Raw genomic sequence first — 17,117 nt, 5'->3', positions numbered from 1 at the left:
TATGTATACTAAAAGTTATAAAATTGTATTTTGAAAAGGGGCATGCTGTATGAGGATTTTAGTATTAGGCGCTGGTGGAGTCGGAGGATTTTTTGGTGGCAGATTAGTCGAGAAGGGAGAAGATGTCACGTTTCTTGTTCGTAGTAAACGGAAAAAACAATTAGAGGAAAGAGGACTTGTAATCCGAAGTGTTAACGGGGATTTTTCCTTCCAACCGAAATTAATAACGAAAGAAGAGAGAACTTCTCAATTTGATGTTATTTTATTTTCAACAAAAGCGTATCACTTAAACGAGGCTATTCAAGATTTGAAGCCGTTTGTTGGCGATAATACTGTAATCATTCCATTGTTAAATGGTATCGCTCATTTATCACTACTACAAAAAGAATTCGGCGAAGAAAAAGTAATTGGCGGTTTATGCTTTATCGAGACGACGTTAAACGATCAAGGAGAAATTGTACAAACTAGCGCTGCCAACAGACTTGTGTTTGGAGAAATTAAGTCTCAAAATTCAGAGAGAGTAAAGTATATTTCTAAAGCATTTTCAGGTACGAAGTCTAGTTTTGTTTTAAGTGAAAATATTACGCAAGATATGTGGCATAAATATTTATTTATTACTGTAATGTCAGGTGTGACAACGTTAATGCGTGCACCAATTGGACCAATCCGTGAAAGTGAAGGCGGCCGTGATTTTATCCGTAATGTGTTTGAGGAATCTGTACAAATCATGAGAGTATTAGGAGCTCCAGTAAAGGCTAATATTGCCCAGGAACATATGAAAACGATTGATAAAATTTCGTATGATATGAAGTCATCAATGCAACGTGATATGGAAAAGGGTTCGTTTATTGAAGGGAAGCACTTGCAAGGATATTTACTGGATGTAGCAGAGAAATTTTCTATAGCGGCACCATTATTAGAATCTATATATCAAAATTTAAAGGTGTATGAAGAGATGACCTTTAACAAATCTGTAATAGAATTAGATGTATGAAAAAATAAAAAAGATAGCAATATATAAGTGTATTGCTATCTTTTTTATTTTTTTGTATGACAAATTATTTATTTCTTTTCGTTCTATCTGTCAAATTTATTTCCTGTTCACGTTTACCATATAACTGATTAATTTCATTTGCTACTGCATCTAAATATGAATCGGAAAAAATAGGCTTCTTTTCTTTAGACATATGGGTCTCCTTTGCGGATTTTTAATATTCATTATGTATATTTCTCAGCGGATTATGCGCAATCATTTTAATTTTTTTCTTATTAAAAATTTTTGTTTACTTTTTGAAAATAAAGGAGTATTATAATCCACAGTTTCAATTTTCTAAATCGCTGAAACCGCATGGTACGGGGGACCCGTTTTTACGGATTAGTACATAATCCGATGGGGTGAATCCTTGAAAAAGGTAGGGCTACTCATAGGCCCGAATCCGACAGCTAACCTCGTAAGCGTTATATTGAGAAGGAAGGTGGAGCTTGTGCGACAAAAAAAATAATGTCTACAAGTCTATTTCGCTATGGCTTGTAGACATTTTTTGTTTTCTGAAGAAATAGTTTACTGGCTGTAACAAGCAGAAAAGTTCGTACAAAATTATTGGAGAGTGGACAGCATTGGTTTCATCTATTAAAAGATTTTTAATTGGAAGACCGTTAAAATCAACAGAGCTTGGAGAACAAAAGCTTAATAAAACGAAAGCTTTAGCTATTTTATCTTCTGACGCATTGTCATCAGTTGCTTACGGTCCAGAACAAATTTTAATTGCTTTAGCAGGTGTGGGAGCGATCGCTTATTGGTATTCCATTCCGATCGCTGTTGGGGTATTAGTATTATTGACAGCCCTTATTTTATCTTATCGTCAAATTATTTTTGCTTATCCGCATGGCGGGGGAGCGTATGTTGTATCAAAAGAAAATTTAGGGATGAATCCAGGCTTAATTGCTGGAGGATCTTTATTAGTCGACTATATTTTAACTGTTGCGGTAAGTGTATCTGCAGGTACAGATGCGCTAACATCTGCTTTTCCTAGTTTACATGCACATAATGTAATCATTGCGATTATATTTGTTATATTTATTACCATCTTAAATTTAAGAGGAGTAACGGAATCAGCTTCCGTTTTAGCATATCCTGTTTATTTATTTGTTTTAGCACTATTTATATTAATTGGTGTAGGCATATATAATATTTTGACTGGTCACGTTTCACCAACTTTACACACGCCGATCGGAACGCCGGTTGCGGGCATTAGTTTGTTTTTACTGTTAAGAGCATTTGCATCAGGTAGTTCTGCTTTAACAGGTGTTGAAGCAATTTCAAATGCAATTCCGAACTTTAAAGATCCTGCGCCAAACAATGCTGCAAAAACATTGCTTGCAATGGGTGCATTACTTGCTGTGTTATTTTCAGGAATTGTATTTTTAGCTTATTATTACGGAGTGACGCCGAGTAAAGAAGTAACAGTTGTTTCTCAAATTGCTGAACAAACATTTGGACGTAATTTCATGTACTATTTCATACAAGGTACAACAGCTTTAATATTAATTCTCGCAGCTAATACAGGCTATTCTGCATTTCCTTTATTAGCGGTTAACCTCGCAAAAGATAAATTCATACCGAGAATGTTTACGATTAGAGGAGACCGTCTAGGTTACTCAAACGGTATTATAATACTTGGAGTTGCTTCGATTATTTTAATTGTAGCTTTCCAAGGACAAACAGAACATTTAATTCCGTTATATGCAGTAGGTGTATTTATTCCATTTACACTTTCTCAAACAGGGATGGTATTAAAGTGGCTTCGTGAAAAACCTGAAGGATGGGCTTTAAAATTAACGGTTAATTTAATTGGTGCAGTTATTAGTTTTATCGTAATGAGCATGTTCTTTTTAACTAAATTTGCACAAGTTTGGTCGATTCTTATTTTCTTACCTGCTATTATCTTCTTGTTTCATCGAATTAAGAAGCATTATGATGCAGTGGGTGATCAATTAAGTTTAAAAACTTGTGAACCTCTTATTCCAATTGAGGGGAATGTAATTGTCGTTCCTGTAGCAGGTATGACGCATGTAGTAGAAAATTCATTGAACTATGCGAAATCTCTTTCTGCAGATCAAGTTATCGCTGTATATGTTGCTTTTGACAGAGAAGAGGAAAAGAAATTTGAAGAGAAATGGAAGGTGTGGCAACCTGAAGTAAGGCTTGTTACATTACATTCTCATTATAGAAGTATTATTCAGCCGCTAACGAAATTCATTGATACAGTGCAGTATAAGGCAAGTGAATCGAATTACCGCGTTACGGTCGTTATACCACAGTTCATTCCGAAAAAAGGTTGGCATAACATTCTTCATAATCAATCCAGTTTACTCATACGTGCGTATTTACTTTATAAAAGAAATGTTGTTATTACGACAGTTCCATATCATTTGAAAAAATAAGAAGATTTTTGAAGGATAGCTTCGTGAAAATGAAGCTATCCTTTTTGTGTATATGCTATGCATAATTGCATATGGGTTTAAAAATTATATAGATATAATTTTATCTATTATTTGCAAGTAGTGTTTTCTGTTGTGATATGTAGATATTTCAATCAATAAAGTGAATCGGATTATATTTTGAAATAAGGACATGAAAGCTTGAAAATAAAGGGAATGAAAATACTTCTTTACGTTATATAAACAGCTGTGTTTAAATGACCTTACAGTACAAAACATATATGAAAACAAAACGAAATTTCATATTTACGCATGTTGTTTAGTTAAAAATGAATAATATTTTTACGTAATATATTCACTGTGTGAATGTGGGAATTTCGATGAAATAGAAAATTTATACAATATTATTCATACTAAACACATATGAAAAATAATAAAATGTTTTGTGACGATAAGTAAGTACTGTAGCAATACGAGAGAGGTGGTTCATACATGGATCACGGTGAGAACGTTCTCTATTTTAATCATCTCAAATTATGGGCAAGAAAATAGAATAATAAAATGCGATAGTAATAGTTGCTAATACATAGGAGGAGTTAAAGTGAAAAAGACTTTAATTACAGGGTTATTGGTTACAGCAGTATCTACGAGTTGCTTCATTCCTGTAAGCGCTTACGCTAAGGAGGGGCAAACAGAAGTGAAAACAGTATATGCGCAAAATGTAATTGCTCCAAATACATTATCCAATTCAATTAGAATGTTAGGATCACAATCACCGCTTATTCAAGCATACGGATTAATTATTTTGCAACAGCCAGACATTAAGGTAAATGCGATGAGTAGCTTAACGAATCATCAAAAGTTTGCAAAGGCGAATGTACGAGAATGGATTGATGAATATAATCCGAAGCTAATTGACTTAAATCAAGAAATGATGAGATACAGCACTAGATTTAATAGCTATTATAGTAAGCTCTATGAACTAGCAGGAAACGTAAATGAAGATCAGCAAGCAAAAGCAGATTTTATGAGTGCATATGGAAAATTACAATTGCAAGTACAAAGCATCCAAGAGAGTATGGAGCAAGATTTATTAGAGTTAAATCGATTTAAAACAGTATTAGACAAAGATAGTAACAACTTATCAATTAAAGCCGATGAAGCAATAAAAACACTGCAAGGATCAAGTGGAGATATTGTGAAATTAAGAGAAGATATTAAAAGAATTCAAGGGGAAATTCAAGCTGAACTAACTACTATTTTGAATAGACCTCAAGAAATCATTAAAGGTTCTATTAATATCGGTAAACAAGTATTTACAATCACAAATCAAACTGCACAAACGAAAACAATCGATTTTGTTTCTATCGGTACTTTAAGTAATGAAATTGTAAATGCTGCAGATAGTCAAACGAGAGAAGCAGCTCTTCGCATTCAACAAAAGCAAAAAGAGTTATTGCCACTTATTCAAAAGTTATCACAAACTGAAGCAGAGGCGACTCAAATTACATTCGTTGAAGATCAAGTAAATAGCTTTACAGAATTAATTGATCGTCAAATTATAACTTTAGAAACGTTATTAACGGATTGGAAAGTTTTAAATAATAATATGATTCAAATTCAAACAAATGTTGAAGAAGGCACGTATACAGACAGTAGTTTACTTCAAAAACATTTCAATCAAATTAAAAAAGTAAGTGATGAAATGAATAAGCAAACAAATCAATTTGAAGATTACGTTACAAACGTTGAAGTACATTAAACAGAAAAATAATTAGCGATATAGGGAGAGAAGAAAAATGACAAAAAAACCTTATAAAGTAATGGCTCTATCAGCACTTATGGCAGTATTTGCAGCAGGAAATATTATGCCGGCTCATACGTATGCAGCTGAAAGTACAGTGAAACAAGCTCCAGTTCATGCGGTAGCAAAAGCTTATAATGACTATGAAGAATACTCATTAGGACCAGAAGGCTTAAAAGATGCAATGGAAAGAACAGGTTCAAATGCTTTAGTAATGGATCTGTACGCTTTAACAATTATTAAACAAGGTAATGTTAACTTTGGTAATGTATCATCTGTTGATGCGGCTTTAAAAGGAAAAGTCATTCAGCATCAAGATACAGCGAGAGGAAATGCGAAGCAATGGTTAGATGTATTAAAACCACAGCTTATTTCAACGAATCAAAATATCATTAACTACAATACGAAATTCCAAAACTATTATGATGCTTTAGTTGCTGCAGTTGATGCAAAGGATAAAGCAACTCTTACGAAAGGCTTAACTAGATTATCAAGTAGTATTAATGAAAATAAAGCGCAAGTGGATCAGTTAGTAGAAGACTTGAAGAAATTCCGAAATAAAATGACTTCGGATACGCAAAACTTCAAGGGTGATGCAAATCAAATTACATCTATATTAGCTAGTCAAGATGCAGGGATTCCACTATTACAAAATCAAATTACAACGTACAATGAAGCAATTAGTAAATATAATGCAATTATTATCGGTTCATCTGTTGCGACAGCTCTAGGACCAATTGCAATTATCGGTGGTGCAGTAGTTATTGCTACGGGCGCAGGAACACCGCTAGGAGTAGCATTAATTGCAGGTGGCGCAGCAGCTGTAGGCGGTGGTACAGCTGGAATCGTATTAGCGAAGAAAGAGCTTGATAATGCACAAGCAGAAATTCAAAAGATAACAGGACAAGTTACAACTGCGCAATTAGAAGTAGCAGGATTAACGAACATTAAAACACAAACAGAGTATTTAACAAATACAATTGATACTGCAATTACAGCGTTACAAAATATTTCAAACCAATGGTACACAATGGGATCAAAATACAATTCTTTACTTCAAAATGTAGATTCTATTAGTCCAAACGACCTAGTTTTCATTAAAGAAGATTTAAACATTGCGAAAGATAGCTGGAAAAACATTAAAGACTATGCAGAAAAGATTTATGCTGAAGATATTAAAGTAGTAGATACGAAAAAAGCATAATTGAATACGAATCGTTAGAGCGTTAAGTGTTGATGAATGATTTGAAGCTCCTGTTCAGTTGTGAGCAGGAGCTTTTGATATCCTTATAAGGAGAATAGGTGAAAAATATGCAGAAAAGTTTTTATAAAAAATGTCTTTTAGCGGTAATGATTGCTGGGGTGGCAACAAGTAACGCATTTCCTTTACATCCTTTTGCAGCAGAACAAAATGTAAAGGTGCTACAAGAAAATGTGAAAAACTATTCTCTTGGACCAGCTGGATTCCAAGATGTAATGGCACAAACGACATCAAGTATATTTGCAATGGATTCATATGCAAAATTAATTCAAAATCAACAAGAGACGGATTTAAGTAAAATAAGTTCGATTAATAGTGAATTTAAAGGGAATATGATTCAGCATCAAAGAGATGCAAAAGTTAATGCAGCATATTGGTTAAATAATATGAAGCCTCAAATTATGAAAACGGATCAAAATATTATTAATTACAATAATACTTTTCAATCGTATTATAATGACATGTTAATAGCGATTGATCAAAAGGATAGCGGAAAATTAAAAGCGGATTTAGAAAAGTTGTATGCGGATATTGTAAAGAATCAAAATGAGGTAGATGGATTATTAGGAAATTTGAAAGCTTTTCGCGATAGAATGGCGAAAGATACAAATAGTTTTAAAGAGGATACAAATCAGTTAACATCAATATTGGCAAGTACGAATGCTGGTATTCCAGCTCTAGAGCAACAAATAAATACATATAACGATTCGATTAAAAAGAGTAATGATATGGTCATTGCTGGTGGCGTACTTTGCGTAGCGCTAATAACATGTCTTGCTGGCGGGCCGATGATTGCGGTTGCGAAAAAAGATATCGCAAATGCAGAAAGAGAAATAGCTAATTTAAAAGATAGAATTTCAGGAGCACAAGCAGAAGTCGTAATTTTGACTGATATAAAAAATAAAACAACAAACATGACAGAAACAATTGATGCAGCAATTGCAGCACTGCAAAATATATCAAATCAATGGTATACAGTAGGTGCAAAATATAATAATTTACTACAAAACGTAAAAGGAATTAGTCCGGAAGAGTTTACGTTTATAAAAGAAGATTTACATACAGCGAAAGATAGCTGGAAAGATGTAAAGGATTATACAGAAAAATTACATGAAGGTGTGGCAAAGTAAACAGTGGACTAGTTCTGCTGTTTATTTTTTTATCCTGTTTTTTTGAGAAATAAATTTTTAAAGAATCATTATAGACTTTTACTTTATTAGTATTAAGTGAAACTTATTCACTTAATTTCCTATCAGAAATTATAAAGTGAAAACAGAACATGAAATACGCAAAAAATATCACAGGGCAGATTCTCAAAATATTTCAAAATCCACCCTGTGATCATATACTCATTTACAAGTGAAAATAATTAATACCCTAAAATATCTACTTCAGCTGCTGAAGCAAATCCATTCTGTCCTTTCGTTACTTCCACTTTTACATACTTTGCAGTAACTGGGGTAAATGTTGCCGTTTTCTTATCACTATTATTTTCCCATGTTCCTGATGATATTTTGTCATACGTAATGCCATCTACACTCGTATAAATATTGTAAGTTAAAATACGGCCATTTTCTGACCAATCTTGCCTTGGAAGATATGCCAATTGTGAAATGGTACGTGTATCACCAAGTTCTAGTGTCAAATTGTAAGGATATTGATTTGGTGTCCAAGTACTATGCCAAAATGTATCTGTTTTTCCATCTATTGCCTTACTAGCTGAGCCCGTTGATTCCTCACTATTTGCACTTGCCTTCATTATTTTTTTTGACAATACAGCAAGTGGTTTAACAGGTTTAGCATCCGTCGCTTCCCATATAGGTGCAATTAATGTTGGGTTGTTTAAAGCTTCTACTTTTTGTCTCGTTTCTTGTGTTGCTTTTAATCCCCATTTATCAAAGAATGGCAGTACATTTTGTTTTGCTATTTTCGATGTATTGTAAATAAATGCCTGTATTTTATCCTCGTCTGTTTTGGGAAGTTGATCTTCAGGTATCTCACGATATAATTTGTGGAGATTTGGATAAAAATCATCCCCATATGCCAAATGAAGTTGCCAAAGCATAACAAGTTTTACAAACAGGTCGTCAATATTTTTATATTCCTTATTTGTTTGTTTTAAATACGCAAAAGCTCTATTATAATCTCCCTCTGTATCTAAACGTGTTGGTATATTTGGGTATATTTTCTTGAATGCAGCTAAAGAATATAGATTATTAGTTACTTCACCCATACCTCTTAAATCATTCCACGTCCATGGATATTGTTGTCGTGCATGTCCCGCTTCATGCATTTGTCCCCACCCAAACTCATTGACATTTAAAGTGCTTTTGATAGCTTCACCAGCAGTCGTAAAGACGGCTCCATCCCAACTTGCATACATGCCCCAACTTTGTGCGTTAGGATTTTCTACAAAGGCCCAAATACGACGAGTTGAACGATGTAAAGGATTAGGATCTGTTTCAGATAGCCCTGCTAACTTGTCTTGCGCTCGAATCATTTCATCATATTTATTTAATAGGGGCACAGGATCTTGATTTACAATATATTTATTGGCACTATCACGAGTTACAGTTAGCACCGCTCGTTCTGATTTCAATTGTACTGCATGTGCATTTGGATAGTTGTTCATCATGGCAATCCAGTCTGCTTTTGTGTGTTTCCCTAATACAAAGAAAGGAATAGGGCTACCGCCTTGCGTTACTTGCACCTTAACTGTTCCTGTGCTTTGAAAATTATCTAACCCTAATACGCCGCCGTTTGGTGAAGAGATAGTATTAGAGCCCGGAGAAAGATCAATTTCTTTTCCCCATTCTTTATCATATTGATGTGTCCCAATAATGGCTCTAATCTTTTGCGTTCCTGATACTGTAATTGTAACCTGTTCATTAGGTTTCACATATATGCCTGTTGGCATATAATTTTTTTGCTCACTTCTTTTTTCTCTTTTTGCTTCATCCCAAAAACTTCCTGTACCTGGAAGGTCAAACTCTCTTTGTTCAAATTGAGTTGCAGTTTGTGCAGTTTCAGCATGTACATCTAAATTGTTTGACATAATAGGTGTAAATAACGTGGTTGCTAAAATAGCGGATGTTGCAAACACCTTTATAGTTTTTTGTAATCTACAATTCTTTCTTCTGTTCATATAGATCAGTCCCTTCGTTAAAATTCATTATTACTTACATACGAAATATCAGTTTTTTCACTAATGCCGAAAGTGGATTTTTTAAATTCACACTTATAAAAAAATGTTGATGATATTTTTAGATGAGTAAAAAAAGCATAGTAACACTTCAAGTTCCCTTCCTGATTAATTTAGAAACACATTACCTTCATTGATTTTTTTAATCACTCCTCTAAGTAAACAATTAAGATAAATGTCCTATCTCAAAGCTCCTTTCCTAATTTTGGGATTACGAATTAAGTATAGTTCAAAAATAAAGTTATACAATTGAGAAAAATTAAAATGTTAAAAAATTACATTCTCGTAAAAATTTTAACATTTACTAAAAAATATTTGTTATAGAGAGGAGATTCACATACCCATCAAGCTAAACTTTTGAAATATCTCCAAAACGAAAATTCTATCTCTTCATAATTATTCATACAATCCGATTCAGTTTTCCTTTCTATGGGGGCAATTTAACTCTTAACTTGATGGGCATGTGGCGTTACCTCTAGGAGATAGCTTCATCTAGATAGGATAATGTAAACATGAAAAAATGGGTAAAGTGGAAACACGTTTGTTTATTTGCAAAATGAATAAAAAGAAAACCCCCTTGCAGATAAATGTAAGGGGGTTTTTTTGAGTAGTAATTTCGTATCCATGTGTGCGTAAAAATTTTTCCGTTATCGCTCCCTTTGATAGAATCCATTTTCATATAGGTTTTTTACTGAATTTTTTTAAAAATTAAATTTTACGGCTTGATAATTCGTTCAAAATGATTTAATCTTATTTCAAATGATATGTTTATCTATCAAAAATTCTTTTGTAAAGATAAAGGAGTGATTGAGAATGTTAAACGTCCCATTGATGGTAAGCCTTTAGGTGCAGCAGCATTGAAAAGGTTGGGAAGAAATGAGTGAGCTTTCACAATAAAGAACTCTATAACTTTATGTAATGTTTGATACCTTCGATTAGATTTTTTGAAAAACAAACTAATATTAATTGAATCAAAGTTTAGAAAGTAAATATATGAGTAGTAGAAAAAATCCATTAGTTGTTATCATGTCTTGATGAAAAATGTAAAAAATAGGCAAGAGAAATTCTGAGAAAACCTGTTCAGAAAGTATGGTATGAAAGCAGGTTAGTGAGGGGAATTCAAAACCAATTTGATAAAAGCGAGGTAAATAATATGACTTTTGAAGAAAAATTACAAGCATATGCAGAACTTACGGTGAAAATCGGTGTCAATATTCAACCAGGGCAATACTTATTAGTCAATACATCAGTAGATACATTGGATTTCGCCCGTATAGTTGTCAAAGAGGCTTATAAGGCTGGGGCAGGGCGTGTTCATGTTAATTTTTCGGATGAAGAAATGGAACGTGCGTACTTTGATCATGCCTCAGATGAAGAATTTAATCGCTTCCCAGAGTGGATAGTTAAAATGAATGATGAGCTGATCGAACGTAAAGGAGCACTATTAATGATAGATGCTACAGATCCTGATAAATTTACAGGTATTTCATCTGATCGTCTAGTTACCTATCAAAAGGTAGCAGGAGCTGCTCTGAGAAACAATCGCAACGCCGTAATGAAGGATTCAATAGCTTGGTCGATGGTAGCAGTTCCTTCACCAAAGTGGGCATCGAAGGTGTTCCCGGATTTAGCAGCTGAGGATCAAGTACCAGCATTATGGGAGGCTATTTTTAAAGCTGTTCGTATTGGTGAAGGCAATGCTATTGAAAAATGGCGTGAACATGTAGAGAATTTAGAATCTCGTGCGGTCCTACTGAACAATAAAAAATATATGAAGCTTCACTATACAGCGCCAGGAACTGATTTAACAATTGCATTAGCACCACAGCATAAATGGATTACTGGAGGTGGTAAAACTCCTGATGATACTATCTTTATGGCTAATATGCCGACAGAAGAGGTGTATACGTTACCGATGAAACAAGGGGTAAATGGCTATGTAAGCAATACAAAACCATTAATTTATCAAGGGAATATTATTGACGGCTTTAAACTGACATTTGAAGAAGGAAAAATTGTTAAAGCTGAAGCACAGGTAGGACATGATTTATTACAGGAGCTTATTAATGTGGATGAAGGCTCTTGCTATTTAGGTGAAGTAGCACTTGTACCACATGAATCACCAATTTCAGCATCGGGAATTTTATATTTTAATACATTGTTTGATGAAAATGCATCGAATCATTTAGCGATTGGTAAAGCTTATCCAACTTGCTTAGAGGGTGGAAGAGATTTAGAAAACGATCAGCTTGAAACGTTAGGTGCAAATATTTCAGTAACACATGAGGACTTTATGATTGGTAGCAGTGAGATGGACATCGACGGTATTCTATCAGATGGAACTGTAGAACCAATTTTCCGTAAAGGTAGCTGGGCATTTTAAGTTTTTAATTTGAAGAAAGGAGTAGAGTGGATGAAACGATTAGCATAATCGGTGCAACTATATAGGTGTTTCATCTGCTTTTGCTCAAACTGAAAACTACCTCTTTAATTAGAAGTAAAATGCATGCAAAGGAGATATGCCAATGAATTTCTGGGAAGTTGTTTTGATAGTTGTGAATTTTAGTCTATTAAGTTGGATACTGTTAGTAGGAAGAGAAACGAAAAAGTGGTCTAAATTAGCTACTTTGGTTGCCGTTGTAATGGTTACAGTTCAGCTATTGGTAGAAGGTTTTAGATGGCAGATGATTCCGGCATATGTATCCCCAGTTATCTTAATTTTATGCTATTTATTAACTGTGCGGAAAAAGGGCTTTAGAAGTTGGGGTATATTCATAGTTAAGGCTTCGTTGCTATGTATCTATTTGTCTGTAGCAGTTGCGCTACCCTTACTTATGCCAGTATTTTCATTTGAAGAACCAACTGGCCCACATAGGGTCGGTACGAAGGTATATCATTGGATTGATCATCAGAAAAATGAACCATATTCGAAAAATCCAACCGATCGGCGCGAACTGATGGTGCAAATTTGGTATCCTGCAGCTGAAAAAAGCAAGGGGGATCCAGAACCTTATATTCGTAACATAAATGAGCTCTCCAAGGGATTGGAAAAAACATTGTCCATTCCTGCATTTGCATTCAGCCACATGGAATTGGTAAAGTCTCATTCGTTTATGGATTTACAACTCTCAGACTCAGAGAATCACTATCCCATATTACTTTTCTCTCATGGTTTTAATGGTTTTCGTAATCAAAACACGTTTCAAGTTGAGGAGTTGGCTAGTCAAGGGTACATTGTTCTAAGTATCGATCATACCTTTGATGCTGCAGCTACCGTCTTTCCAGATGGTCGAACTGCTTACGTACAGCCCATCAATTTAACTGATGAAGGGGATAGCCACATAAAATTATGGGAGGAAGATGTCAGCTTTGTCCTTAATCAGATAGAGAAACTTAACCAAAACGATGAGACCGGCTTCTTTACAGGAAGACTGGATACATCGCGAATTGGAATGTTTGGCCACTCTTACGGTGGAGCTACCGCAGCACAAATACTGGCAAAAGATTCTCGTGTCAAAGCAGCTATCAATATGGATGGTACATTGTATGGAGAAATTTTTCCTGAAAGTGGAATTGGAAAACCGTTTCTGCTCATGAGTGCAGAAGAGCCTGATGAAGCAGATCCCTATGAAGTGAGGGAGCGATACGGACGTGGGTTAGCTGGTGGTGGTATGTCAATGCTCATTCCTCATACGGATCATACAAGTTTCACTGATTTACATTTGTTCTCCCCTGTGTTGCAGAGCCCAGGTGAAAATCCAAAGGAAGTTCATCGTATTATCAACGAATTCAGTCTGGCATTTTTTGACCAGTATGTAAAACAGAAGGATGACGGCTCCACCCTTAAAAGGCTGATGACCAAATACCCGGAAGTGAATTTTAAGGAAAACCGATAACTTTATGCAGAAAGTAACTTCATTATAAAATATTCAGTAATTAAATGAGGTGCAAACGGATTTAATAAAAGTAGAAAAATTACTGTAATTATTAATTCGCCATGAAAAACCCAGATAAGGTAATCATTTTCTCTACTAAGAAAGCGATTCGTACCATTTCCTTTGGCTTTTGTATTTATTACATTAAAGAATTTAATTTCTTCATCGTTATCTAAATAATGAAATGCTAAAAATGAAACATTCAAAGTACTATCAGTTTCAGTAATATAATTCTTTTTGAAAAGCTACATTCAGCAGCTGGACACTTTATTTTAAATTGTTTATTATAATATCAAATGATATATTTATCTATCAAAAATGACGACTTTATACAGAAAAAGGAGAGATTGACGATGAAGAAAGACTTGTCAGCGTTGAAGGAAGCGAGATTTAATGCAATTCTTGATTCGGCTACTATATTGCTTGTTGAAAATCCTACTGCTTCGATGAATGAAATTGCGGAATATGCGGGAATTGGAATTGCTACACTCCATCGCTACGTCGAAAGCAGGGAGAAATTGATGCTGTTCTTGGGCCATCGGGCTATCCAACTGGTAAGTGATACTGTAAACCAGATTCCACTGGATGAGGAAAGAAGTGAAAACTATATCCCGGAACTCATTGAAGCGTTAATCCCTTTAGGTGACAAAATCTATTTTCTAGGTCATGATGCATCTGTATTTAACAACAAAGAATTAGGTGAAGCAGAAGAGAAGCTGAGGGAACCCTTACGACGCGTTATTGAACTGTTACAACAAAGAGGTTACTTTCAGCAAACGGTTAGTAGCGAATGGATTTTAAATACGCTTTATGCTCTGCTTTTCCATACCTGGGAACAGGTACATGAAGGAAATGTGGCTAAAAAATCTGCCGCAGAGCTTGTTTTAAATACATTTTATTATGGTTTCAAAGCTAAGGATGAGTTGAGAGGAGAGTGAACTGATTTAAATCTATGATAATTAATATCAATAATATAGAAAGTGAAAAGGAGCAATAGAAAATGAATCAAATCTCTATTGTAAAGGCTGTTCATCAGTCCATGGTCGGCGCCCAGCTAAATGTAATGGCATTGGAATACATGGCGTTTCCGCTTGCAGGATCTGAGGAGAAGAACACAGTCGAAGGGACATTTTGTAGGCTATGGCGGCAGGGGAACAACCGTTTTAGTCATCAATACGCCTATGAAGCTCAAATGGACGGGAAAACTTTAGGGATGATTACTTGCTATCCCATACCCGTCTTAAATCGTCTTGCCTGGCCCACTTATAAACAACTGCTTTCGTTCCGAAAGCTGGGGTTTGTTGTTTATAACATTCTGAATATCAAAATGCTTTATTCCATGTTTACCTTGAAGGAGGGAGAAGATGACGAGTTTCACATCGGAACAATTGCCTTACTGCCCGAAAGTCGAGGACTAGGGATAGGTACCAGACTACTTGAGTTTGCCGAGGAGCAAGCTTCGCTGCAAGGTTTTTCCAAATGCTCTCTGACAGTAAAGAAAGAGAACCAACTTGCCATTAAATTGTATCAGAGGATAGGCTACCAGATTACAGGTGAAATTAATAAACCAAAGTTATCGTTGTACAGAATGGTCAAAAACGTAGAACCTTACAACCGTTTATAAAAAAGTTGTACCGTATCAGGGTGCCGCCACATACCTATCAACTAAAAGATTCTGAATTGTCAACAAACTAAAAATGAACTTTTTGTTACAAGTGAATACAAAATTTCGTTCTGGAGGCACTAAAAAATTTTAGCTTGATAGTGATGGGATGGGGCCTCTATAAAAAAACACAGTTTACAATCAAACTGTGTTTTTCGACGTACAATGATTTATCAACATCTCTTGTTATTCTTTAAAATCTGCAACAGAACCAGGATTTCCCCTCAAAGTATAAATTCCAAGGGGAACCGTTTTTTTATTTACTTATATACGTACAGCTGTACCACTGACAGCAACCATTAACATTCCATCACGAACAACTTCGTAATCTACGTCAATACCAACGATAGCGTTCGCACCTTTTTCTTTTGCAAGTTCTTTCATTTCGCCCATTGCAATATCACGAGCGTCTTTTAGCTTACTTTCATAAGCACCAACACGGCCACCGACAACATCACGAACGGAAGCGAATACATCGCGGACAATATTTGCACCCATAATAGCTTCACCATTTACAATGTCAATATACTCAATAATCTCTTTACCTTGAATTCCAGAAGTTGTTGTTACAATCATGACTGACACTCTCCTAATATATTATAATTTTTGATTAGCTTTCTTATGCCATAGAAAAAGTATTTTTGGCACCAGAAACAAGTCTAGTTTCTTACAGAATGAAACCAAGGCAATTGTTTAACATGTGTATCGCTATAACATATGCAATGGATCTTTTAGAAATAAGATAAGCCGCAGTAAGTATTAACGATCCAGGTAAATAAATAGCAATATCCGAAAGTTGGTTCGTATGAAGAAGTGTAAAAATCATAATCGAAATGATAGATGCAATAGCAGTACCAATATGGTAAGAAAAACGATTTATTAATATGTGGCGAAACACAATTTCTTCAAGTATTGGACCCAGAATACCAAATACAAGCAATGTAAATACAAGAGGTACCTCTGCACCCGTTTCAAGGAGCTGCTCTTGGTTCTCTGGTTGACCAGTTGCTAGAAAATACATAACACACTGTTCCACAATTAACGTAAATAAAACTACCATAGGAATACTTACTATTTTCAAAATTGTCTTCTCTTTAAAATAAGTAAAACTTTCAATAATTTCTTTCCTAAAGCAAATGATTCCTACAATAGCAGGTACAGTAAAACCGATGGCACTAAGAACAAATTCTGATTCAACTAAATTGACATTAGCTAAAAGTGATATGCCAAATAGTATGTACAAGCCAATTTGAAATGGTACAAACAGTGTAAAGATTATTAGCATAATGATTTCTTTTTTATTCATTTTTATAAAGTTCACTGTATTGCCCCCATAATTAAATTACCTATAATTTTTGATTTTTCTTTCTACATAACGCTCTCCTTCTAAATATATTTATATAAGATTCTAAACCGGACGGTTCGGTCCGAATCGAAATCTAATGATACTACAAGTTTCTAGTTTTTTAAACCCTTTTTATAAAGTATTAACAAAATCAAAATGGAAAAAAGCAAATATATTTATATTTCAGTTGCTTTGTTACAATTTAATTTCAGTAATCATTAATGGTTAATCTTTTATAGAATGAAGTGAAAGTGGGGGTAGTTCAAACACTTTAGCTAAACATATTAATAAAAATTATATATAATAATCATATGTCTATACGTTAAAATTAACTATATATTTTTACACCTCTACGATTTTAGGTAAAATTAGTTGTATAATATGACTGAATTAAACAATTGGTCATGCTGTTTTGACAGAAAATTCACTTAAGTTATATAGATAATACAATGTGATTAACTTCTTT

General features: G+C 34.4%; 13 protein-coding genes and 1 riboswitch. Of the genes, 9 read left to right on the top strand and 4 right to left on the bottom strand.

Annotated features, from left to right (window positions below; translation table 11 throughout):
* The first annotated feature begins 49 nt into the window (after nt 1-49).
* Nucleotides 50-994, top strand: a complete 945-nt coding sequence (gene panE, locus ACS2FK_RS15720) for a 2-dehydropantoate 2-reductase (RefSeq protein WP_063547060.1) — start codon at nt 50-52, stop codon at nt 992-994.
* 64 nt (nt 995-1,058) lie between these two features.
* Here the strand turns inward: panE and ACS2FK_RS15715 are convergent, their stop codons facing one another.
* A complete protein-coding gene (locus ACS2FK_RS15715) occupies nt 1,059-1,187 on the bottom strand; it encodes a hypothetical protein (protein ID WP_000031873.1) in 129 nt (42 codons plus the stop codon).
* 139 nt (nt 1,188-1,326) lie between these two features.
* A riboswitch (cyclic di-AMP (ydaO/yuaA leader) is annotated at nt 1,327-1,473 on the top strand.
* Nucleotides 1,474-1,617: 144 nt separating this feature from the next.
* Here ACS2FK_RS15715 and ACS2FK_RS15710 point away from each other — a divergent pair.
* From ACS2FK_RS15710 to nheC, 4 genes are all read left to right on the top strand, one after another.
* Nucleotides 1,618-3,444, top strand: coding sequence for an APC family permease (locus ACS2FK_RS15710; RefSeq protein WP_000254899.1), 1,827 nt, complete (start codon nt 1,618-1,620; stop codon nt 3,442-3,444).
* 598 nt (nt 3,445-4,042) lie between these two features.
* Nucleotides 4,043-5,203 (top strand): non-hemolytic enterotoxin NHE subunit A, encoded by a 1,161-nt coding sequence (nheA, locus tag ACS2FK_RS15705; RefSeq protein WP_023521684.1) that lies wholly within the window; start codon nt 4,043-4,045, stop codon nt 5,201-5,203.
* 37 nt (nt 5,204-5,240) lie between these two features.
* Complete coding sequence (gene nheB, locus ACS2FK_RS15700) at nt 5,241-6,449, top strand: non-hemolytic enterotoxin NHE subunit B (RefSeq protein ID WP_063547061.1); 1,209 nt, start codon at nt 5,241-5,243, stop codon at nt 6,447-6,449.
* Between the two features lie 107 nt (nt 6,450-6,556).
* Complete coding sequence (gene nheC, locus ACS2FK_RS15695; protein ID WP_063549282.1) at nt 6,557-7,636, top strand: non-hemolytic enterotoxin subunit C; 1,080 nt, start codon at nt 6,557-6,559, stop codon at nt 7,634-7,636.
* Between the two features lie 239 nt (nt 7,637-7,875).
* Here the strand turns inward: nheC and ACS2FK_RS15690 are convergent, their stop codons facing one another.
* Nucleotides 7,876-9,651 (bottom strand): M60 family metallopeptidase, encoded by a 1,776-nt coding sequence (locus ACS2FK_RS15690; RefSeq protein WP_001081793.1) that lies wholly within the window; start codon nt 9,649-9,651, stop codon nt 7,876-7,878.
* 1,210 nt (nt 9,652-10,861) lie between these two features.
* Between ACS2FK_RS15690 and ACS2FK_RS15685 the strand changes: the two genes are divergently transcribed.
* From ACS2FK_RS15685 to ACS2FK_RS15670, 4 genes are all read left to right on the top strand, one after another.
* Nucleotides 10,862-12,091, top strand: coding sequence for an aminopeptidase (locus ACS2FK_RS15685; RefSeq protein ID WP_063547062.1), 1,230 nt, complete (start codon nt 10,862-10,864; stop codon nt 12,089-12,091).
* A 142-nt stretch (nt 12,092-12,233) separates the two neighbouring features.
* The gene (locus ACS2FK_RS15680; protein ID WP_063547063.1) at nt 12,234-13,604 is read left to right on the top strand and encodes an alpha/beta hydrolase family protein; all 1,371 of its coding nucleotides are present in this window, start codon (nt 12,234-12,236) and stop codon (nt 13,602-13,604) included.
* A gap of 392 nt (nt 13,605-13,996) precedes the next feature.
* Nucleotides 13,997-14,581, top strand: coding sequence for a TetR/AcrR family transcriptional regulator (locus ACS2FK_RS15675; RefSeq protein ID WP_000710980.1), 585 nt, complete (start codon nt 13,997-13,999; stop codon nt 14,579-14,581).
* 62 nt (nt 14,582-14,643) lie between these two features.
* Nucleotides 14,644-15,267 (top strand): GNAT family N-acetyltransferase, encoded by a 624-nt coding sequence (locus ACS2FK_RS15670; RefSeq protein ID WP_063547064.1) that lies wholly within the window; start codon nt 14,644-14,646, stop codon nt 15,265-15,267.
* Between the two features lie 303 nt (nt 15,268-15,570).
* Here the strand turns inward: ACS2FK_RS15670 and ACS2FK_RS15665 are convergent, their stop codons facing one another.
* Both ACS2FK_RS15665 and ACS2FK_RS15660 read right to left on the bottom strand, forming a co-directional pair.
* Nucleotides 15,571-15,882: a heavy metal-binding domain-containing protein gene (locus ACS2FK_RS15665; RefSeq protein ID WP_000637518.1), complete on the bottom strand. Its 312-nt coding sequence runs from the start codon at nt 15,880-15,882 to the stop codon at nt 15,571-15,573.
* A gap of 91 nt (nt 15,883-15,973) precedes the next feature.
* On the bottom strand, nt 15,974-16,627 hold the full coding sequence (locus tag ACS2FK_RS15660; protein WP_001009301.1) for a CPBP family intramembrane glutamic endopeptidase: 654 nt from the start codon (nt 16,625-16,627) through the stop codon (nt 15,974-15,976).
* Nucleotides 16,628-17,117 lie beyond the last annotated feature (490 nt).

It is taken from the genome of Bacillus cereus group sp. BceL220 (assembly GCF_051776965.1).
GTDB classification, from domain to species: domain Bacteria; phylum Bacillota; class Bacilli; order Bacillales; family Bacillaceae_G; genus Bacillus_A; species Bacillus_A cereus.
Note: the sequence above shows the minus strand (reverse complement) of the source record. Positions and strands in the feature narration are given on the sequence as shown.